This is a genomic window from Methylocaldum sp. RMAD-M (assembly GCF_017832375.1).
In the GTDB taxonomy this organism is placed as follows: domain Bacteria; phylum Pseudomonadota; class Gammaproteobacteria; order Methylococcales; family Methylococcaceae; genus Methylocaldum.
On the sequence record NZ_JAFIBZ010000036.1, the window covers coordinates 26,930 to 47,129 of the forward strand.

Annotated in this window: 21 protein-coding genes; 4 read left to right on the forward strand and 17 right to left on the reverse strand. The window is 56.5% G+C overall.

The genetic code is table 11. The features are described from left to right. The first annotated feature begins 82 nt into the window (after nt 1-82). Entirely contained in the window at nt 83-856 is a 774-nt protein-coding gene (locus JOD69_RS21890; protein WP_210024285.1) for a PRTRC system ThiF family protein, read from the forward strand. Between the two features lie 112 nt (nt 857-968). Here the strand turns inward: JOD69_RS21890 and JOD69_RS21895 are convergent, their stop codons facing one another. After that, nucleotides 969-2,312, reverse strand: a complete 1,344-nt coding sequence (locus JOD69_RS21895; protein WP_348529977.1) for a transposase — start codon at nt 2,310-2,312, stop codon at nt 969-971. Between JOD69_RS21895 and tnpA the strand changes: the two genes are divergently transcribed. Further along, nucleotides 2,253-2,666, forward strand: a complete 414-nt coding sequence (gene tnpA, locus JOD69_RS21900; protein ID WP_086133333.1) for an IS200/IS605 family transposase — start codon at nt 2,253-2,255, stop codon at nt 2,664-2,666. The two genes, JOD69_RS21895 and tnpA, sit on opposite strands and share 60 nt — an antisense overlap. Nucleotides 2,667-2,805: 139 nt before the next feature. Here tnpA and JOD69_RS24950 read toward each other — a convergent pair whose 3' ends face one another. After that, entirely contained in the window at nt 2,806-3,261 is a 456-nt protein-coding gene (locus tag JOD69_RS24950) for a reverse transcriptase domain-containing protein (RefSeq protein ID WP_240506800.1), read from the reverse strand. Nucleotides 3,262-4,363: 1,102 nt separating this feature from the next. Between JOD69_RS24950 and gspD the strand changes: the two genes are divergently transcribed. Then, nucleotides 4,364-6,487: a type II secretion system secretin GspD gene (gene gspD / locus JOD69_RS21910; protein WP_210024286.1), complete on the forward strand. Its 2,124-nt coding sequence runs from the start codon at nt 4,364-4,366 to the stop codon at nt 6,485-6,487. A gap of 13 nt (nt 6,488-6,500) precedes the next feature. After that, nucleotides 6,501-7,244 carry a hypothetical protein gene (locus JOD69_RS21915; protein ID WP_210024287.1) on the forward strand — a complete coding sequence of 248 codons (744 nt, stop codon included), beginning with the start codon at nt 6,501-6,503 and terminating at the stop codon, nt 7,242-7,244. A gap of 19 nt (nt 7,245-7,263) precedes the next feature. On the opposite strand, the gene JOD69_RS21920 is transcribed toward JOD69_RS21915, so the two are convergent. The 15 genes from JOD69_RS21920 to JOD69_RS21990 all read right to left on the reverse strand — a co-directional run. Further along, nucleotides 7,264-7,782, reverse strand: a complete 519-nt coding sequence (locus tag JOD69_RS21920; protein WP_086133330.1) for a hypothetical protein — start codon at nt 7,780-7,782, stop codon at nt 7,264-7,266. Continuing rightward, nucleotides 7,783-8,376, reverse strand: coding sequence for a type II secretion system protein GspM (gene gspM / locus JOD69_RS21925; protein WP_086133329.1), 594 nt, complete (start codon nt 8,374-8,376; stop codon nt 7,783-7,785). After that, the gene (locus tag JOD69_RS21930) at nt 8,373-9,494 is read right to left on the reverse strand and encodes a PilN domain-containing protein (RefSeq protein WP_139841001.1); all 1,122 of its coding nucleotides are present in this window, start codon (nt 9,492-9,494) and stop codon (nt 8,373-8,375) included. Before JOD69_RS21930 ends, gspM begins: the two co-directional genes overlap by 4 nt. Next, nucleotides 9,464-10,123, reverse strand: coding sequence for a prepilin-type N-terminal cleavage/methylation domain-containing protein (locus JOD69_RS21935; RefSeq protein ID WP_156881737.1), 660 nt, complete (start codon nt 10,121-10,123; stop codon nt 9,464-9,466). The genes JOD69_RS21930 and JOD69_RS21935 overlap by 31 nt, the downstream gene beginning before the upstream one ends. Beyond that, nucleotides 10,120-10,497 (reverse strand): type II secretion system protein, encoded by a 378-nt coding sequence (locus tag JOD69_RS21940; RefSeq protein ID WP_086133326.1) that lies wholly within the window; start codon nt 10,495-10,497, stop codon nt 10,120-10,122. The genes JOD69_RS21935 and JOD69_RS21940 overlap by 4 nt, the downstream gene beginning before the upstream one ends. Before the next feature lie 10 nt (nt 10,498-10,507). After that, nucleotides 10,508-10,939, reverse strand: a complete 432-nt coding sequence (locus tag JOD69_RS21945) for a GspH/FimT family pseudopilin (protein ID WP_168183741.1) — start codon at nt 10,937-10,939, stop codon at nt 10,508-10,510. After that, on the reverse strand, nt 10,908-11,318 hold the full coding sequence (gene gspG / locus JOD69_RS21950) for a type II secretion system major pseudopilin GspG (RefSeq protein WP_205780963.1): 411 nt from the start codon (nt 11,316-11,318) through the stop codon (nt 10,908-10,910). Before gspG ends, JOD69_RS21945 begins: the two co-directional genes overlap by 32 nt. A gap of 66 nt (nt 11,319-11,384) precedes the next feature. After that, the gene (locus JOD69_RS21955; RefSeq protein WP_086133323.1) at nt 11,385-12,614 is read right to left on the reverse strand and encodes a type II secretion system F family protein; all 1,230 of its coding nucleotides are present in this window, start codon (nt 12,612-12,614) and stop codon (nt 11,385-11,387) included. Continuing rightward, nucleotides 12,599-14,326, reverse strand: a complete 1,728-nt coding sequence (locus JOD69_RS21960) for a GspE/PulE family protein (protein ID WP_086133322.1) — start codon at nt 14,324-14,326, stop codon at nt 12,599-12,601. The genes JOD69_RS21955 and JOD69_RS21960 overlap by 16 nt, the downstream gene beginning before the upstream one ends. Before the next feature lie 204 nt (nt 14,327-14,530). Further along, nucleotides 14,531-14,845 (reverse strand): hypothetical protein, encoded by a 315-nt coding sequence (locus JOD69_RS21965; protein ID WP_156881736.1) that lies wholly within the window; start codon nt 14,843-14,845, stop codon nt 14,531-14,533. A gap of 369 nt (nt 14,846-15,214) precedes the next feature. Further along, nucleotides 15,215-15,646 (reverse strand): hypothetical protein, encoded by a 432-nt coding sequence (locus JOD69_RS21970; RefSeq protein WP_086135708.1) that lies wholly within the window; start codon nt 15,644-15,646, stop codon nt 15,215-15,217. Further along, entirely contained in the window at nt 15,643-16,668 is a 1,026-nt protein-coding gene (locus JOD69_RS21975) for an RHS repeat-associated core domain-containing protein (protein ID WP_210024289.1), read from the reverse strand. Before JOD69_RS21975 ends, JOD69_RS21970 begins: the two co-directional genes overlap by 4 nt. Before the next feature lie 195 nt (nt 16,669-16,863). Beyond that, nucleotides 16,864-17,451, reverse strand: coding sequence for a DUF4304 domain-containing protein (locus JOD69_RS21980; protein ID WP_139841192.1), 588 nt, complete (start codon nt 17,449-17,451; stop codon nt 16,864-16,866). Between the two features lie 28 nt (nt 17,452-17,479). Continuing rightward, a complete protein-coding gene (locus JOD69_RS21985; RefSeq protein WP_348529978.1) occupies nt 17,480-18,541 on the reverse strand; it encodes an RHS repeat-associated core domain-containing protein in 1,062 nt (353 codons plus the stop codon). Nucleotides 18,542-19,138: 597 nt separating this feature from the next. Continuing rightward, nucleotides 19,139-20,200 (reverse strand): RHS repeat-associated core domain-containing protein (locus tag JOD69_RS21990; RefSeq protein ID WP_210024290.1); only part of this gene is annotated, 1,062 nt, incomplete at its 5' end.

The following is a 20,200-nucleotide window of genomic DNA, read 5'->3' on the forward strand; positions in this document are numbered from 1 at the left end:
CCAAAGAGGCACCGGGCGATGAAGCAGGAACCTGGAAGGCGACAACCAGGAATCCTCGGCCTTCAGGCCGGGGAGGATGTCAATGGGACAGAAGATAGTGAACCCTATGGATACCCATATCCGACCTTACAAATTTTGCACCCCATCCGAATGGTTCACTCGCCGGGTTCGAATCGAGGTCATCGGCATCGGCGGAACCGGCTCGGAGGTTCTCTCCAGCCTTGCCCGTATCGATTACGCCATCCGCGAACTCGGCCATCCTGGGCTGTATGTCCGGGCCTGGGATGGAGATCGGGTGGAGCGTCCCAACATCGGCCGACAGGCGTTCTATCCGGCGGACCTGGGGCACAACAAGGCGCTGGTTTCGGTGCAGCGAATCAATTATTTGTTCGGCCTGGATTGGAACGCCGAGCCGCGCATGTTCGATATCAACCGAGACGGAAACGCAGGCCAGCGTGATTTGCTGATTACCTGCGTGGATGTCGCTCAGTTTCGCGCTGACCTCGCCAAGTCGTTTGCGGACGATCCGCAAAGGGTGCTCTGGTTGGATGCCGGAAACGGTTTGCACTCCGGGCAAGTCATCCTCGGGTGGCTGGGGCAAGCAAAAGACGGTGCCGTGGCTTTGCCATCCGTGTTTGATTTCTATCCCGAGCTGGACGGCATGGCCGATGACAACTTGCCGTCGTGCAGCATGGAGGAAGCGCTGGCTAACCAGGACTTGCCGGTCAACCGCGCCATCGCCAACGTCGTCATGCAACTGGTCTGGTCACTGCTGAGACATGGTGGATTAAACCACCACGGTGCCTATGTGGATATACGGAAAGGCGTCATGACACCGATCAATATTCTACGTTGAAAAAAGGTGTGTTTGGTGGCAGTGTTATTACGCAACAATAGTGAACAATTCGTGAAACTCTGGGAACACTTGACATCCTCCCCGGCCTGAAGGCCGGAGATTCCTACGGCGCTCATGCTGCGTATGCAGCGTGAGTCGCTTCGGCGGGTTCCTGCTTCGCCGGAGCTGCCCTGCCTGCACCGAGATGCAGGCAGGGTCTTACATCCCCTCCACAGGCCATGACGGCATGCCCTGCCGCCAATATGGTCACGGCGGCATTCACATCGGCATGCGCCGTGTGGCCGCAGTGGGCACATTCAAACCGGGATTGGGTGATTCGGTTTTCTTTTGCCACATGCCCACACACCGGACAGCCCAGGCTGGTGTTGCGTGGATCGACCGCCACCACGATCCCGCCGCGCCAAGCCTGTTTGTACTCAAGCTGGCGACGGAACTCGAACCACCCCTGATCGAGGATGGATCGGTTCAGTCCCGCCTTGGCGCGGGTGTTTTTCCCCGGCTGTTCGACCGTCCCCGACGCTGACCTGGACATATTCCGTATCTGCAAGTCCTCAATCACGACCGCCGCGTGGTTTTTGCTGATGGTGGTGGAGAGTTTATGCAGATGGTCGCGCCGGATGTTGCCGATCCGGGTGTGGAGCTTCTGGATACGGGCCTTCGCCTTGATCCAGTTTTTGGAAAACTTCTGTTTGCGGCTCATGGCTCGTTGATACCGGGCCAATCGTTGTGCATGGCGCTTCATCGCATCCACTGGGGCGATGATCTCGCCGGTGGACAGGGCGGCGAAATTTGCTACGCCCAAATCCACGCCGACGATGCTCGTCGATGGATGGACAGGTTCCGGCACCTCGCGCTCGGTCTGGATGGATACGAACCATTTGCCACCAATGGCCGATACGGTGACGTTTTTCACCGTGCCCAGAGCCTTGCGGCTGTTGCGGTAGCGCAACCAGCCGAGCTTAGGCAGGAAGATGCGGCTATTTCCCTGATCGAGCTTGATCTGTTTCGGGTCGGGGTAGCGTAAGCTGTCGGACCGGCCTTTCTTCTTGAAGCGCGGAAACGCGGCGCGCTTGGCGAAGAAGTTGGCGTAAGCCCGCTCCAGGTCCTTGAATGCCTGTTGCAGCGGATGGACGGGGGCATCGGCCAGCCAAGGCGCGGTACGACCGGAGGGCAGCGGCGTGCCGTTGCGCCACGCCGTGAGTTCCTTGCACAGCCCGGCGTAGCCGAGCTTCTTCTCGCCTTGCTCGTAACGCCGCTTCTGCAAGTTCAGCGCCTCATTGAACACGACCCGGCACGAGCCGGCGAAGCGGCGCATTTGCCGCTCTTGCTGGCCGTCTGGTCTGAGTTCGTACTGGTAGGCTTGGAGTCGCCGCATGCGAGCAGTATAGTTTGGTCTATGAGCGATAACAACGATATTCGGCATGGAAGGCACTGCGTTTTCAAGATGCACGTCCATTTGGTCTTTGTGGCGAAACACCGTCGCAACGTGTTCGACAGCGACGCCATTGACCGACTGCGCACGATCTTCGCCAAGGTCTGCGCCGACTTCGAGGCGCAACTGATAGAGATGGACGGCGAGGACGACCATGTGCATTTGCTGGTCGAGTACCCGCCCAAGGTCGCCGTCTCGAACCTTGTGAACAGCCTCAAGGGCGTGTCCAGCCGCCTGCTGCGCAAGGAACGGCCCGATATTCAGAAGCGGTACTGGAAAGGCGTGCTATGGTCGCCGTCCTATTTCGCCTCAAGCTGCGGCGGCGCACCAATCTCCATCGTGCGCCAGTACATCGAGCAGCAGCAGACTCCGCACTGAAACCAAAGACAAGGACGGCTCCGCCGTCCGCGCTATCCTTCCCCGCCCTGAACGGCGGGGCTTATCGCGCACCCGGTCAGCCATCGGCTGATATACAGCATGGCCCAATCACACTTCACGTGTTTCGCCAGCGCCCGACTCAACAGCGCATGGTCGATATTGTCGAACAACCCCTTGATGTCAAACTCCAAGACCCAATCGTATCGCCAACAGCGAGCTCGCGTGACGCCCCTACGGCATCCAACGCGGACTTGCCCGACCTATAGCCATACGAGTCCTGTAAAAACGTCGCCTCGATCTCTGGCTCAATTTCCCGCTTGACCACCATCTGCGCCACCCGATCCGCCACCGTCGGCACGCCCAGTAACCTTACGCCACCACTCTTCTTCGGGATAGTCACCCCTTTTACCGGCGGTGGAAAATAGCTGCCCGAAGACATCCGATTCCAAAGCTTGTACAGATTGTCCTTTAGATCCTCCTCGAATGCCTCAAGGCTCTGATGATCAACCCCGGCTGCGCCGGCGTTGGCTTTCACCGCTCGATACACTTCGTACACCCGCCACTTATCAATGGCAAAGGGTTTCGTTGCACCCACCCGTTTCCTCCTGTCTCCAGTTGAACGCCGAATACAACCGCTTGATTCGACCTCTTCGCTCCAGCTGCATTACCGGCCATCGCCACTACTACAGGTCGATCCGCCCCAGTGCTCCGCATCGGTACTCTTGCCTCGTGGGTTCTGCCACTTGCGCGTCTCCCTTAGCATCGGAACGACTGGTTCCCGCAGTTCCATACAGAAGCCTGGATCAGATTCACGCCCTCTATACGCCGGCTGCCACTTGTCCAGTAATCAGGTGCCCGACAAGCTCATCCCAGAGGGGTGAAACACCCCTGGTTTCGACAGCAATTTCACAGGTTACGACGCCCCATCGAAGGTTCACTTGCGTTCGTCTCTCTGATCCGTACCTACTCCGGGTTCTTTCCCCTCGCTTTACCTCAACGCTCACCACCATGGCTCTTAACCACAGCGGCTTGAGGTGGTTTGAGACCTGCTCCTGAAAACCGATCCCGAGGGGCCTTCCCTCATCTCCCATACAGCTTTTGCACAGAGATTCCATTCTTCGCATGCCTGCGGCACACTTTCACCAGCCTGCTAGGGCGCCATGCGTATAAAATTTTAACTGTAAGCTTATGCTTACAACTTTTTCCGCATTTTCCGACTTGCGACCCAAAGCGTAACGCGATTTACTTCTTCATTTGCTCATTTCCACGAAAAGCCCTGTCTCTTTTTTTACCGAGAAGGAAGCCAGGTACTACGCAAAGATCCGGAGCTGGACTAATTGCCAGTTGAGTCAATCGCGGCATTGTTTCGGCAGGGGTAAATATTCAAACTATATTAAACAAGGTAGTGGAAAAAAGAGATCGGTTGGCTGAGGGTCGAGTTTATCCAGTTCTTCAATCTTTTTGTTTCGAAAGTTAGATCATTCTTTCCAAAACGGATCAAGTTTGACTTCGACTATTCATTTTACTTGCCCGATTATTCCTCACCCTCATGACAGCGCCGCATAATAATTCCGTTTCACAAAGAACTAATCCTTTCGAACGTTGCAACTGTTTTAAGCTCCCTGACCAGAAGCCCGCTCAACGCTGATTTTCAGGCTCATTTCGACATCAGGATAAGTTGGATGCGGGCTTGCAAAATGAAGCTTAAAAAACGGCGTAATCTCCATGCTCTCTATTCTTTAATTTTCGCCAGTTTCAGTATCGGTTGTTCGACAACTGCCCCGCCTGCTCGGCACCTGAAGTTAGCGTGGCAAGCCAGTGGTGTATCAAATACGTTGCCGGCCGTTGATCAAGCAGAACCGGTTAACGCAGAGACTGACGCGGCTAAAAATCGGGCCATATTTTTTACCAAGGAGAAAGCACCCCGGCCCGTTGTGAAAAAAGTTGGGGCGGCAGGACGCCATGGCGAAAATGGGAACATTGACCTCCAATTCCGCGATGCCGACATTCATGCCGTGATTGACGCGATCCTTGGCGAAGAGCTCAAACTGGACTACACGATCGCCCCCGCGGTACAGGGCAAGATTACTTTGCGGACCCGAAAGCCGCTTACCAAGGAGGCTCTTCTTCCGGCATTAGAGGCGGCCTTGCACTCGGTTTCCGCCACAATTATTGAACAGGACGGCGCCTATCACGTGATTCCCCTGGATGCGGCTCAGCAGTGGGTAAAAGGAGTGAGCCAAGTCAGGGCTTATGGTCCCATTTCACCCGGTTTCGCGGTGGAAATTCTGCCTCTTAAGTATATCCCAGCGAGGGAAATGCAGAACATTCTCGAAGCCGTGGTCCCGAAGGGAACCGTTCTACAAGCGGACGACGTACATAATCACTTGGTCATAGCCGGCTCCAGTCAGGACAGAGCCGCAGTGCAGCAAACGGTCGAAGGTTTCGATGTGGACTGGCTGGAAGGCATGAATTTCGCCCTGTATCAGGTGGAAAATTCCAGTCCCAGCCAGATCATCACGGAACTGAAAGAAATCTTTCAACCTCCCATCGGGGTGATCGGCAGCCGGGTTCGCTTTGTCGGATTGGACCGCATTCATTCGATACTTGGCATCGCTCGCGATCGCACTGATCTTGAACTCATTGAAGATTGGATTAAGCGCCTAGACGTCACCAAGACTAGCGAACGCCGTGTTTTCGTGTACAACGTCCAAAACGGCAACGCTAAGGATCTCGCTAAAGCGCTCCGTCAGTTGTTGGGTGAAAAAGTGGGAAGCGAGCAGACCAATACCGATACTACGTCCCCTTTGCCGACAGGCACAGAAGGTTATGGACCCGACGGTTTGTCAATGGAGAAATCCGAGAATAGACCACTTGTCGGCACTGTCCAAGGGCAAGGCGAGGGCCGCGCCAGCAAGCTGGTCGCTGTGGAGGAAACCAATTCGCTGCTTTATTATGGAACCGAAGACGAATATCGGGTGATCAAAGACGCCTTGCAGCAGCTCGATATCGTTCCGCGCCAAGTGATGATCGAGGCCATACTGGCGGAGGTTACGCTTAACGACAGCCTAAGATACGGCGTGCAATGGTTCTTCGACGCCGGAGAAAATACCGTTACCCTAAGTGCTTCCGATACCGGTGCGATCGCATCGTTATTCCCCGGCTTTTCTTACGTCTATTCCGGAGGCGCGGATGTGCGGGTCGTGCTCAATGCACTTCAGGAACGAACCGATGTGCGCGTGTTATCCGCGCCTAAGCTGTCCGTACTGAATAATCAAAAAGCGATGCTTCAGGTCGGCGATCAAGTTCCAATCGTCACTCAGACCTCTCAAGCGACCATTTCTCCGAACGCCCCGATCGTCAACCAGGTCCAGATGCGGGACACCGGGGTCATTCTCGAGATAACGCCAAGAATCAATGAGAATGGCAGCCTCATCCTCGACGTATCTCAGGAAGTGAGCGATGTCACACAAACCACCTCATCCGGGATTGATTCTCCGACCATTCAGCGACGAAAGATTCGAACGTTCGTTTTGACCAATGATGGCTTCACCGTGGCATTGGGCGGTTTGATCCGGGAAAACGGTCGTGAAAACAATAGTGGATTGCCCTTCATCAAGGATATCCCGATCATTGGTAATCTATTTCGCAACAACGTATTCGAAAACAGGCGCACCGAGCTCATCGTCTTGCTCGTGCCGCACGTCATGAGAAATCAAGCCGAGACCCGAGCGGTCGTCGATGCACTGCTGGAAGGTCTGAATGCGGCAGGGCAGGTTACCGAACGTGCTAAACCCCTCTGGCCATCGCTCCGGAAGTAGCGGCTTCGTTCTTTTGCACACGTTGTGGCTGTTGCTACTGGTCATCGCTATCGTCATGGGGACATCGCTTATCGGCCGTCGAGCAGCTGACAATATAACGGCTTATGAAACCCGTTTGCGCCTCGATTTGGCGGCCGAGTCGGCCATTTACGACGCGGTTTTCGAATTGCTGGAGCAAGGGACGCAGAGCCGATGGGTCCGTGACCACGGGAAGGTACGGACTCTCTATATCGACGAACAGACGGTTGATTTAGCAGTCACGAATGTGCACGGTATCGTGGACATCAATACGGCTGACCAGCGGTTACTGGAGAGACTCTTGGCAAATCTGCCGGGAATCGATGTTCCCGCTGTCATCGCAGGCCGTATTCAAGTCCACAAGCAAAACGGAAAAGAAGATAACCGGTTGACGACCTATTCCGATCTCAGCGCTATCTTGAGCCTATCACTGGAAGATTTTGCCTGCCTTTATCCGTACATCACGCTGTTTTCGGGACGGTTGGAGCCTAGTGCGGCGCTAACGTCGGACCGCTTGAAGAAAATGATAGGCCAAGCAAAGCGCGACGAGGAACAGCTTTCGGCGATGGAAGGTGGGCTATCGGTAGCTGGCGAGGTCTTCAGAATTACGGCTGCGGTTCATTCCGATTCTCCCAAGACCAATCGCTTGTCTGCCGAGGTGCTCCTTACAGGCAGGCGCGATATGCCTTATTTGATAAGGTCTTGGATTTGGGTTCCAAATTGTGAGGCTCAGACCTGATCGAGTGGTTGGCGATACGCTATCGATGGTTTTCTGGCAGTGGAATCGCGGAAGAGTTCACCGACAGTTGCTCGGCGTTCAGATGCATTTCGAGAGTTTGGTCTTCGTTTTTGATTCCGACCGTGACGGACTTGCGATTGATCCTTTGCACGCTCCAGTCGCCGAAACTCTCCCCAGGCCGGACCAACCGCCAGGTTTTTCTCTCTCGATCCTCTAGCAAGGCCATACTTTCACTGCCAACACGGATGACGCCGACCAGAAGCGGAGGCGGCCCCGAAATCTCAGTCGACTTGTCCGGTTCCTCCGGTTTTTCGATGAACGCGGTTCGACTAGGTTGAAACAATGGACTTGTCGTCAAGGCGTCGATTTCGATAAGGGTATAGACGTTTAAGTCGGGCTTGGTTTCATTCAGTTCTGCATTGGTGTAGTTCTCGGACGATTCGGCCAAGAGCAGCGAGAAAACGATCGTCAATCCCGCAATGAATACAACAGTGTTGAACCCAATCAACCATAGCGTTCGAGGAAACCTGTCGGTCATTTATGGCCTGCTTTCAAACGACGCCAAATCAGCTCCGAATCCCGAAATGCGGAGCTCGGCCATCACCTTGGAAATCGCAGTCCCGCCGGCTTCCGTGGGAACGCTGTCCAACGAGCGTATCGTCAACTGATCGACCACGATCAACGGCCTGTGCCGCTCGAACTCGGCGAGCATTCCCATGACGGAGGCCTCCGGCCCCTCGCCTTTCAAATCGATGGATATACGGCTGAGATTGCCTTGACGGACTGTTGTCGCGGTACGCATGGATTCCAGATTAAATCGGGTCGAGCGAATAATTTGATCGATGATTTCCTGAAATTTGGTTTCTGTCCCCGAGTTGCTATCTGTCCAAATCAATAGCGGCTTCAATGTCTCGGCATCGGCCGCGACTTGCGCCTCAGAAAGGGTTTCGACTTCAAAGGAAAGCCGCCGTGCCCGGCTTAATTCGAAGCGGGCGTCGTGCAATTGGCTGATCGCCTGCCCCGCTAGATTCAATAGCGGCTTGAAAAATCCTCCCCAAACCGCGAATACAGCGACCACCAACAGGCCGAGAGACGCGATTCGATGGACTCGGGGAGACAGTGCAGCGGTCACGGCAAGGGCCTTTTAAGCTCCAGGGCCACCTCGAACTGCGGCGGAGTTTCCGTGCCGTTATTACCGGCGACCGAAATCAATTTGGCATTGCCGATTTTCGAGAGTTTACCGAGTTCCCTCATCATTTCGGGGGGATTTGAGGCGTGACCGGCTATATGCACCACGCCGTGGTCGTACCGCAAGGACGTAATCCAGGCCGTTTTCGGCAACGCGCCCGCCACCTCGTTCAAGACATGCGTAATGCGGTATGCGGGGGCTTGACGTGACAGATCGTTTTTTACGGATTGTAGAAGGGCGCGTTGCGCCAGCAAGGGTGCACTGGCATTCACCGTTTTCTGAGTTGCCTCGATATCCCGCCTTACCTTGTGCTCAAGCCATAAAGCCGAAAGGTAAGTTGCGGGAATAAGCAACGTCGCCACCAATGCCAAGCTTAGCACCAACATCAAGCGTCGCTTGAATCGAGAACGAGCCGCCTCTCTGCCCGGCGAAGTGTAAAAAACAAAATCCAAGATACCCGACGAGGACGGGCGAAACCCCACGGCTTCCACGGAAATCCCGACCTGATCGAGATTCTTAAGCGCTTGAAGTACGGTTTCCCGGCGGCAAAGCGCAACCTCGACGTCGAGGGTCCCGGAATCGTGATCCTTTTTCGATCGAACATCGAAATAAATCGCCGCCTTCTCAAGTGGCGATTCCGTAATGAGCTTGAAGGCGACCGCATCTCGTAACCGAGCCTGTGCGCTTTTCGGAAAGCTCATCCGCAGGAGAAACACCTCTTGCAAACCTAACGCAACCTGTGTCGTGGCCTCTGCGCATAGTGGCCGCAACGCTTCCATCGCCTGCGACGAACGCCCTCCAAAAACACTGGGAAAATGGAGTTCTTCCGGTGGCGTGCCATGATCTTGGACCTCATTGTGAGGACGAACGAGCGTCGTCCGATCTCGTTCAACCAATAGAAGCACGGATTTTTCGCGCTTCGAGACCAGTCGTCCAAGCCCAGGGAAGAGGTCTGTAAGTCCCACCCACCACCATAGGAACGCGGGGCGGACGATGGCCGCGAGATTCGTCGACCGCCAAATCGCATCGGTTACGCTGGTCTGCAGGCTAAGCTTGTCCATTCGATCACACAGCTTCCGCTAAGCGTCTGGTGTAGCCGAATCGCCATCCTTAATGACGGCCGTGTCTTGTCGACGAAATCAGCGTGAAGTTGGATCACATCGGGCAGTTTCTCGGCGTCGTTCCAAGATCGGCTGGCTCGCCCGGAACTTCCCGCGAAATATGAAAATTCGACCTTTTCGAGGTCTTCGAGTACAACCCAATTCGTGCGAACGAGCTTTTCCGATACCGGCGATGCCGGACGCGGCACGAGATCCAAAAGAAGCGCAAGAGAGCCGTTCTGACGGCTTTCAAGATACAAGCGTCCATCCATGCGCCCGGAGGAGAACGCGGACTGCGACGGAATCGAAGTGAACTCCACGGTGTCCCCATCGCCTTTGAAGCGGGCTCCGAATCCGCCGCGCTCCGGTGGAAGGCTGGCGCGGAGAAGACGGGAAACGAGTCGAACCGCCGTGGCTTCCTCGGCCCATTGCCGATCAATCCGCGAAGCAAGCCTCCACCCGTCCCTGATCGTTATCAGGACTTGGGATAACGTGCCGATCAGCAAGGCCCCGGCGGCCATAGACACGAGTACCTCGAGCAAGGTAAACCCGCTTTGGGGCCTATATATCCGCCCGCACCCCACTGTCATTTCCTAAACCTATGGGCCGACATACGCACCAGTGGCGCCGAATGTGCGTCGCGCGCGATGGTTACGCTGATCCTTTGCAAGCCATAGATACCCGTCATGGGGCCTTCCATGCCGTCCGGTAGGATGTCCTCGACGTCGACTCGCCAGAAAAATTCGCCTTGAGTGCCTTCATTATTCCTAGGAATGTCCACACCATCAATCGAATACTCCTCCAGTTTGGAATGCGCAAGCAACACGGCGGTCGAGTGTGAGCGTAGCTCGATCAATCTTGGTATGGTTTGTGACATCGCCGGGAGCGCAATTCCGAGGACCAATCCCGCCATCACGAACGCCAGAACGACCTCGAGCAGTGAAAATCCAGCCTGCGACCGCAATTCCGGCCCTCTAGTTGCGAGACAACGCCCCGGTGAGCCAGTCGACCTGAATCCGATCGTCCCAGCCGTCGTGTCGAATAATAATCGAGCCCCCAGAGGATGAGCCATCGGGAAAAAACGTGATCGCGCTGCCACTCGCCGGTGACGGAATCGTGCTTGTACAAGTCACGTCCGGCTGATCGGCGACATTGCTCGTATCCTTGCTCCCGCCGCCCGAGACGATCTCCGCACACGGAAGCGTAACAGCGTGGCCCCGCGAGAGGGCCAACCACTTGGCGTTTTCCAATGCCGTCAGAGCCGCCTCCGCCCAACGGGTGCTGTTTCCTCCCCGGTACGCGCCTGCGCCCGCGGCGGCCAGCATCCCCAACAAGGCGATTACCACCAGGAGCTCCAGCAAGGTCACGCCCCGTTCACGGCGCCTTCGAGAGCCCGACGTCGGCATTTTCGCCCTCTCCGCCTTCGCGGTCATCCGCCCCGAAAGAGTAGATGTCAAAAGGACCGCGCTGTCCCGGAACACGATAACGGAAAGGCCGGCCCCAAGGATCCAGTAGGTGCTCATGTTTGCGGATGTAGGGTCCTCGCCATCGCGCGACATCTGGGGGGGCCTTCCACAGGACTTCCAACCCTTGTTCCGGCGTAGGATAGGAGCCGGTGTCGATCTGATAATAGTGCAGAGCCGTCGTCAAGGTGTCCACTTGAAGGGCCGCGGCATCCGTCTTTGCCCCGGAGAACATGTTCATGATCTGTGGCGCCACGACCGCCGAAAGCAGCCCCATGATGACCAGTACGACCATCAATTCCAAAAGTGTGAAGCCCCCCATGCCAGCCCTCTGGTGGCGATGAAGATGCCGACTACGTTGTGTTGTTCGATTATTCACCATTTTTCCTTATCGTACCGCCATTTGGTTAATGCTCATGATCCCCAACATCACGCCTGCAATAACGAATCCGACGATCAACCCCAGGACGGCGATTGCAATCGGGTTCAGGAGAGCGATAAGCCGATCGATTCGGAAGGTCGAATCCGTTTCGAGCAAATGCGCGGCTCGCATGCTGGCGTGTCCAAGCGTGCCGGTATGTTCACCGACTTCGATAATGGATACGGTCGCTTCCGGGATAAGATCGATTCGGCGAAGCGCCGCGGACACAGAGGCCCCTTCCCGCAGTTCCCGCGATGCCTTGCCCATCGCCTCGCGTAGACGTTTCGATGAGGCGGCTTGAGCGGCGAGTTGGACGGATTCCGACACCTCGACGCCATTATCGATCAACGCCCCCATCACACCCAAGGTCTTGGCCACGTCGATTTGAGCAATCAACCGGACTACAGGCAGTCGCAAAGCCATTTTCGCCATGGCCTCCCCGATGGTGGGGTTTTTTCGAACGATCCACCACAGCAAGAACATGCCTGTGATCGGGAGCACGACAATGCCAGCGCCCTGTCGCGTGACCAGGTGGGACAACGTCAATACTACACGGGTCATCTTGGGAAGCCGATGTTCCTCACCCGCGAATATCGGCTCGAATTCCGGAATGACATAACCCAGCACGAAAAGCAGCGCGGCGAAGACCGTGACAAGAACCACCACGGGGTAGATCAGCGCGTTCACCAAGCCGCGCTGAGCTGCCAGTTGCCGTTGCAGATAGCGGGCGGCGTCGGTCAGTCCATCGCCCATGCGCCCTCCTTGTTCGGAGGCGCGCACGATGCCGATCAAATACCGCGGCAAATTCCGCTCGGCTTCCAGGGCATGGGACAGCGTGGCGCCCTCGCACACCCTTCTAAGAAGCCTCTGGACCAAATCGGTCATAACCTCGCGATCCTGCTGCCGGCCTAAGACCTTGAGGGCCTGCTCAACGGTCAAGCCGGCTTTGAGCATCTCCGCGAGCTGTTCCGCGAACAGCGCAAGATCGGCTAACGGCACGCTCCGGCTTAACTTGATCGGGCGGTTGAGCACATCGCGCCAGGTGTTGGCGTCGCGGGTAATCGAAAGGGGCGTCAGCCCGGACCGAAAGAGCTCAAGCGCCGCCGTTTCCTCGGACACGGCTTCGATTTGGAGGTCCCGCAGCTCGCCGTCGCCGGTGACTGCTTTCACGGTGAACTTGCTCAGTGCTCGCGCCATTCCATGACCCGAAGCACTTCATCGATGGCGGTTTCCCCCGCAACCACCTTGGCAAGCCCGTGTTGCCAGAGATTGCGTCCGCCACGCCGCACCGAGGCATCGACGAGCATCCGCTCATCCTGTTTCATTCGAATGATTTCCCGCTCTTCTTCCTCGATTTCGATAGCCTCGAACAAAGGAGTGCGTCCCCAATAACCGCGACCGTTGCAATGCTCGCAGCCTTTAGGACCATAAATCGCTTCCGGAACGCCATGCTTTCCAAGCCCATGCCCGATCATCTCGGCTTCTGACTTCGTAACTGACCGCCGTATCTTGCAGTGCGGACATAACCGCCTGACCAGGCGCTGGGCTGCGGCAAGCTCGAGCGTGGATGCTAGAAGGTAGGCTTCCACCCCCAAGTCCAACAAGCGGGTGACCGCTCCGGCGGCCGTATTCGTGTGCAGCGTCGACAAGACCAGGTGGCCGGTCAACGCGGCGCGAATCGCGATGTCAGCGGTCTCGCGATCCCGTATTTCGCCGATCATGATGATGTCGGGATCGTTGCGCAGAATGGAGCGCAACGAGGTGGCGTAAGTTAGTCCGATTTCCGGTTTGACTTGAAGTTGAGAGACACCGGTCAATACGTATTCGATAGGGTCCTCGACGGTGACGATCTTGAGCTCGGGGTTGAGAATCGCGTTCAACGAGGCGTACAGCGTCGTCGTTTTGCCGCTACCCGTAGGTCCTGTAATGAGGACGATCCCGTGCGGTTTCTTTAAGGCCTTCCGCAGCCCGTTCAGGCCGTGGTCGGATAGCCCGAGTTGGTCGAGCTCGAGCTTGACCGATACTTGTCCAAGCAACCGAAGCACGATCGACTCCCCATGCAGTGTAGGGAACGTCGCCACCCGCAGATCGAGGCTTCGCCCGCGCGCGGAAAACCGGATTCTTCCGTCTTGAGGTACCCGCCTTTCGGCGATGTCGAGTCTAGCCATCAGTTTGATGCGGGAGGCTACCGGTTCTGCCCAGCGGGCCGACAGGACATCGGCTTCCTGCAGCAATCCGTCGATCCGGTAGCGGATGATCAATGCGTTTGCGGCTGGCTCGACGTGCACATCCGAGGCGCCGAGATCGCTCGCCGACATGATGAGCCGATGTACCAAGCGAATCACCGGTGCGTCAGAGGCGTGATCACTGAGCTTGGCCACATCATCGTCGTTGACCTCGGCCGTCCCGATCGAAGCCAGGGAAATTGCCTCCTCCGCTTCCGCCTGGGCGGCGTCGAGCTTGTAGAAGTAATCCTCCAACTCGGATTCGAGCGCTGCATAACGTTTAACGGGTTTTCCCAAAAGGAACTCCACGCCGGCCGCTGTTACATCATCGGTCGGATCCGCCATGGCGAGATGCACTTCGTCCTGATCGATTACCAGTGGGAGAGCCCGTTTGGTTCGAAAAAAATGGAGATTGACGCCGTCGATCTCGGGCAGGCGGGCAGGGAAACGGGCACGTTTAGCGACCTCGATGGCCAGCATTTCCGCAAAAATCTCGGCCATCTGGTCTTCCGTTACCAATCCGAGCCGAGTGGCGACGGCTGAAAAAGGGGTTTCCGACGACCGTGCCGCCGCCTGAACCCGCTCTACGGATTCAGCACTCATCAGCCGTCTTCGCAGCAAGATCTCCACCAGCCTGTCGGTAGAATCGGTGGAAGATGCCGAAACAGCGGTAGTGACTGCCATGTTGAATTAAGCTTCCAATTGCCTTGCAGCTCGAAGCCAACCCGATTGGCCGGCTCGTTTTTTGACGTTTTAACTGGCCACCGCGATACTAACGATGATGCTCACCCATATTTAAATGACCAAATGGCACTAAGGTATCGCTAGGTATTTAGGGTCTATCTCAGTAGGCCGTTCACCCTGAGCCAGTCGAAGGTTTCTTGGGACCTACTGGGATAGGCTCTTAGTACTTAGATAATACCACTGAATTCTCGATCGTTTTTGTACTGAAACATAGCAATTTAAGCCCGTGGCGACGTTTGACTCGTTGATCCCGGGGCCGTGGACGTAGCGGCGGAGGAGATTGCCCGAGCCGTCGTACTCGGCCAAGAGGTCCTGGCCGTCGTAGAGGAGGTTCGAGGTCACCCCGGCGATCGCGGTCTGCCGAAGCCGCCCCTCGCCGTCATAGGCGAGCGCCGCCGCGAGGCCGGTCTTGTTGGCGGTCTTGAGACGGTTGTCGAGGTCGTACGCATAACTCCACACCCCGTCCCCGGTGAGGTTGCCGTTGGGGTCGTAGCTCAGGGTCGCCCCGGCCGCGCTGGTGTACTGGTTGAGGCCGTTGCTCGCGTAGGTCTGGGTGCCGTTGGTCGCCCCGCCCCAGGCGTAGGCGTCGTTGCTGAAGCTTAAGGCGGTGATGGCCTGGGCCTGATTGCGGGTGTAGCTGAAGGTGAGGTCCTGGGCGGTGCCGGCGAGGTTGTGGCCGAGGCTCGCCAGGCCTCCCCGGGCGCTGTAGCCGTAGCTCGTGGTAGCCTCGAAAGGCGGGTGACGGCAACCGGCTAACCCGCCCGACCGAACTGAAGCTGCCTCAGAGGTGATGGACGTCCCTGCATGGGCAGTGGGTCAAGCGTCGATTCAAGCTGCGCTCTGAACTTTGTCAGCGACGGCGTTTGCAAGTTCGTCAATTGCTGTCCGACCATTAAAGGTCTCAGCATTAGTAGGATCATCTTCCCAGCCTCCAGATGGATTTTTCCGTTGTGGACAAAGTTGGAAGGCAGAGTCCTTTCCTGTGACCTTCCAGCAATACGCATTCCTCTCGAATGTCGCCCACGATTTGACATTGGCATAATTCAAAACGACTGGCTTCGGAAACGCTGCCCGCGTCGGCGTCGGAACCGTTGGATTTCCCTTCAAGATCGCGGCCTTGATCGCTTCACTAACCTGTTGGCGATCCGAGCTTTCCAATACGGCGACAGGATCAATGTCAAGAAAGAAACCTGCCTCAGTCTTAGCCACAGTTGGGACAAAGACTATTCCTTTCCTAAGATAGACGTGCCAAAGCATCATGGAAATCGACTCACTACTAATTGAACGCCTAATCCTTGAGCACGAGACACAGCCGCGTTGATTGCCGCTTGCTGAGCTACTGAGCCCGAATTCGGAACAACAACTTGAAGCTGTCGGGCAGTGATCTGCGAAGCGTCAACGGTTACACCGGCCCACGTTCTTCCATTAAACGCGGCAACCGAATCGACATAGCCGTTCAGCGTACGGGTCAACGTTGCCGAATTCTGATAGGTTGCGGCCCCAAGATCGATTGACTTGATACTCGTCGCTACACCATTCTCAAATCGATCGATTACCGGAAAATTCCGCGGCAGGTTACTGCCCAGTTGTTCTTCGATCGCAAATCCCCGTTGTGCGGGTCCTAGCCGCCATACTGATGGTACCCCATCCGCCGCAGCTTGCAGTTCCAGTATTGTAGCAGCAGCGCCCGTTACGGCAGGACCTGCAGGACTGGCTGCGAGATAGCCCGCTCCCCCGCCGATCAGCCCGCCGGCCAGAGTGGTCCGCACGCCGGGCGTGCTGAGCGCCGCCTCCGCCGTGGTGAGAAACTCCGCCCCCCAGTTCCGTAGCGTGGTCTTCGCCAAGCCACCGGGATCCATCAAGTTAACCGGATCATTCCCCACATAGGCATAGAGGTTCAAGTCATCCTGGTAGCCGATGGGATCGGTCTGCAGGAACCGCCCGAGGGCCGGGGAGTACAGCCTCGCCTTGTAATGATACAGGTTCAATTGCCCCAGGAACTGCTGGCCGGTGTAGCGGAACCGGACGCCGGTCGCGACGTTCGGCTCGCCCCAGGGGCCGTAGCTGTAGAGGGCGGTCGAGGCGCCTGAACCGTTGGCGGTGGCGACGAGGCTCCCCAGGTGATCGCCATACAGCCAGGTCTTGGTGGCGGTGCCCGTGCCCTCGTACCAGACCAGCGGCTCGTCGACGCCGGGGCCGTGGACGTAGCGGCGGAGGAGAGTGCCCGAGCCGTCGTACTCGGCCAAGAGGTCCTGGCCGTCGTAGAGGAGATGGGTGGTCACCCCGGCGATCGCGGTCTGCCGAAGCCGCCCCTCGCCGTCATAGGCGAGCGCCGCCGCGAGGCCGGTCTTGCTGGCGCTGGTCAGGCGGTTATCGAGGTTATAGGTGTAGTCTGGATTGGAGTTTTGCGGAAACGCAGCCCATCAGAGCCTTAAAACACTAGGTTTCCTACATTAGCCCAGCTTACGCGACTGAGTTTATGGTGGCCTCAAAGGTAGGGATTCTGCCTTTTTTACTGCTTCCTCGTCTTCCTCCGTCCATCCGTCAGGCGGCCAAACTCCTCTTTCTTGCATCGACTTTCTTCTTACACCGGGGGCGTTCTCTGGATTCATATATATCCATATGTTTGGTCCAGATTTCCCGGTTTTAAACCAGTGCTCTACTTGTTGGAACACGTGAATCAAATGCGCTAGTTCTCTTTTGACAGAAGATTCCGGCGACCGTAATCCCATAAAGGTGTTTGGCCTAAACCAAGCAACTGAATACGGCCAGCGGTGAAGCCGGCCGTTGTGGACCAAATGAGCCACCTGAACTTTGGCGGTGGGCAAAAACCGACCATAAGCATCGATAATTCCGTGAGACGGAGCAACTCCGAAATTTATGACAAACTTCGGACGATTATATTTATCGAATTGTACCTCGACTAAATCATCACGTTCCGATCCGGAGCGTCGAAAGGGAAGGATTCCGCGGTTCTCTTTCTCAGGCCGAAATCCGAGCCAGATAAGGTAATCTGCAAAATCCTTAGCTATCGCTCGCTTGAGCAGCACCGTAAGAGTTGCCATAACTCAGTATACCCTGATGCTATTTACCTTATTTTAGAGCCGACCCCACCCCTCCTCCGGCTACACTTCCTCCTATCCGACCAGCGTTAACAATTTCCGCCGGAGAGGTCCTCACCACCTGATAGTTGTCCAATTCCTTCAACGCCAGTCTTTGAGGTGCAGTCAATGTACTTTTACCGTACTTTGCTTCGACAAGAACACTCTGGCCTTTAAGCAAGTCGTACTGTACTTGGTCAACCCTGGTAAAAGACTTACTTAATGATTTGTCGACCTGGAATGCGTACGGTATTCTTCCTTGTCCCAATCCCTTTATGGCCGCTGCAACTTCTCCTATTGTTCCTTTTGTTGCATTGGAGGCGTTATTCAAAATGACACTCGTTGCCTTGCCACCTCCAATATTACCGACCGCGCCAAACGCTGCAGCGACGCCTACGCTGGTCCAATTCACGTTAGAAATATCACCTCCATTCGAAATTAGCTGAACTCCAAGATCAATCCCGCCACCAATCAATGCTCCGGCACACCATGGACAATTCCCCGACGGATCGGTCAAATTGACCGGATCATTCCCGACATAAGCATACAGGTTCAAGTCATCCTGGTAGCCGATCGGATCGGTCTGCAGGAACCGGCCCAAGGCCGGGGAGTACATGCGGGCCTTGTAATGATACAGGTTCAATTGGCCGAGGAGCTGCTGGCCGGTGTAGCGGAACCGGACGCCGGTCGCGACGTTGGGCTCGCCCCAGGGGCCGTAGCTGTAGACCGCGGTGGACGTGCCGGAGGCGTTGGCGGTGGCGACGATGGAGCCTAAATGGTCGCCGTAGAGCCAGGTCTTGGTGGCGGTGCCGGTCCCTTCGTACCAGACCAGCGGCTCGTCGACGCCGGGGCCGTGGACGTAGCGGCGGAGGAGAGTGCCCGAGCCGTCGTACTCGGCCAAGAGGTCCTGGCTGTCGTAGAGGAGGTTGGTGGTCACCCCGGCGATCGCGGTCTGCCGAAGCCGCCCTTCCCCATCATAGACGAGTGTCGCCGAGAGGCCGGTCTTGTTGGCGGTCTTGAGACGGTTGTCGAGGTCGTACGCATAGCTCCACACCCCGTCCCCGGTGAGGTTGCCGTTGGCGTCGTAACCGAGGGTCGCCCCGGCCGCCTGGGTCAGTACCCAGTTGGATCAGTCTTTTTATCTGACTTCGGCTTCTTTTATTTCAGTACGCAGAAATTGAATTCGCGCCAAGAACTCAATCAAAAGCCCTCCTTACATGTGCGAAGGTTCTGGCTCGGCTTAACCGGCGCTCAATGTCGGATGCACTGGCGCGCGTATAGTGACTTGGGTTTCGATGAACTGCTTCTTTTAGAAGTTCACACAAACCATTCAAGTCAATCGGTCGGATATCGGTTAGTACGAGTTTTATTCGAACTGGAATAGATAAGGTGAATAACCCGATCAACATCAGAATTATATAGCTGCCGAGCGGCGCTCCCAACTCCTCCACACTCGCTAGACCGGCAAACCTACCATCAGATACGGTCGCACATGTCATGTCAGGCAAGCACAACGTTCCACCAGTAAGCCGCTTTCTAAGGGCCCAGTGAAGCGGAACAATGACTGCTCCGCTTTCCAGGACGTCGAACTGGTGAACCTGCTGCGACGATCCAGCACCGATAATTATCAGGACCTCCTTACTGGTATCCATTACTTATTCGCTACTGCAATGCCTGCGGCTGTTCCTTGCACATAACCCGGCGCACCGACGATGGTCCGGGTTATCGGGTCTAACCGATGTAAAAACTCATGAAACTGTCTGCTTGGCATAGGAGTGAGATTCCAAGGCTGATTCTTAATCACATCCGGGATCATTTTTCCGATGGTGCTATTACGTTCGATGATGGCGTGATGGACATGTTGCCCCTTGGCTAAATTCCACACTTCCTTACCAAGCCACTTTCGTGTCGCATTCCAGGCGTTTGAGCCAGCCTTCCAAGCGAAATTGCCATTTGCCAATCCACCCGTGAGCGCACCTGCAACCATAGACAGCCCAACATCCCGCCAATTAACCGATGAGATATCGCCACCGCTCATCGCCAACTGGATACCCAGATCGATTCCACCGCCGATGATTGCCCCTGCCAGACCAAATTCACCAGTGGGGTCAACCTCGTTAACCGGATCATTCCCGACATAGGCATAGAGGTTCAAGTCGTCCTGATAGCCGATGGGGTCGGTCTGCAGGAACCGTCCGATCGCCGGCGAGTACATCCGGGCCTTGTAGTGGTACAGGTTCAATTGGCCGAGGAGCTGCTGGCCGGTGTAGCGGAACCGGACGCCGGTCGCGACGTTGGGCTCGCCCCAGGGGCCGTAGCTGTAGATGGCGGTCGAAGCACCGGAGCTATCCGCCGTGGCGACGAGGCTCCCCAGGTGATCGCCATACAGCCAGGTCTTCTGGGTCGTGCCGGTCCCTTCGTACCAGACCAGCGGCTCGTCGACCCCGGGGCCGTGGACGTAGCGGCGGAGGAGATTGCCCGAGCCGTCGTACTCGGCCAAGAGGTCCTGGCTGTCGTAGAGGAGGTTGGTGGTCACCCCGGCGATCGCGGTCTGCCGAAGCCGCCCTTCCCCATCATAGACGAGTGTCGCCGAGAGGCCGGTCTTGTTGGCGGTCTTCAGACGGTTGTCGAGGTCGTACGCATAGCTCCACACCCCGTCCCCGGTGAGGTTGCCGTTGGCGTCATAGCCGAGGGTGGCCCCGGCCGCCTGGGT

Bases quoted from the DNA above. Each gene is read 5' to 3' on its own strand.
- JOD69_RS21890 (WP_210024285.1), top strand. From the start codon at position 83: ATGGGACAGAAGATAGTGAACCCTATGGATACCCATATCCGACCTTAC.
- tnpA (WP_086133333.1), top strand. From the start codon at position 2,253: ATGAGCGATAACAACGATATTCGGCATGGAAGGCACTGCGTTTTCAAG.
- JOD69_RS21895 (WP_348529977.1), bottom strand. From the start codon at position 2,312: ATGGACGTGCATCTTGAAAACGCAGTGCCTTCCATGCCGAATATCGTT.
- gspD (WP_210024286.1), top strand. From the start codon at position 4,364: ATGAAGCTTAAAAAACGGCGTAATCTCCATGCTCTCTATTCTTTAATT.
- JOD69_RS21920 (WP_086133330.1), bottom strand. From the start codon at position 7,782: ATGACCGACAGGTTTCCTCGAACGCTATGGTTGATTGGGTTCAACACT.
- JOD69_RS21930 (WP_139841001.1), bottom strand. From the start codon at position 9,494: ATGGACAAGCTTAGCCTGCAGACCAGCGTAACCGATGCGATTTGGCGG.
- JOD69_RS21935 (WP_156881737.1), bottom strand. From the start codon at position 10,123: ATGACAGTGGGGTGCGGGCGGATATATAGGCCCCAAAGCGGGTTTACC.
- JOD69_RS21945 (WP_168183741.1), bottom strand. From the start codon at position 10,939: ATGCCGACGTCGGGCTCTCGAAGGCGCCGTGAACGGGGCGTGACCTTG.
- gspG (WP_205780963.1), bottom strand. From the start codon at position 11,318: ATGGGGGGCTTCACACTTTTGGAATTGATGGTCGTACTGGTCATCATG.
- JOD69_RS21955 (WP_086133323.1), bottom strand. From the start codon at position 12,614: ATGGCGCGAGCACTGAGCAAGTTCACCGTGAAAGCAGTCACCGGCGAC.
- JOD69_RS21960 (WP_086133322.1), bottom strand. From the start codon at position 14,326: ATGGCAGTCACTACCGCTGTTTCGGCATCTTCCACCGATTCTACCGAC.
- JOD69_RS21970 (WP_086135708.1), bottom strand. From the start codon at position 15,646: ATGATGCTTTGGCACGTCTATCTTAGGAAAGGAATAGTCTTTGTCCCA.
- JOD69_RS21980 (WP_139841192.1), bottom strand. From the start codon at position 17,451: ATGGCAACTCTTACGGTGCTGCTCAAGCGAGCGATAGCTAAGGATTTT.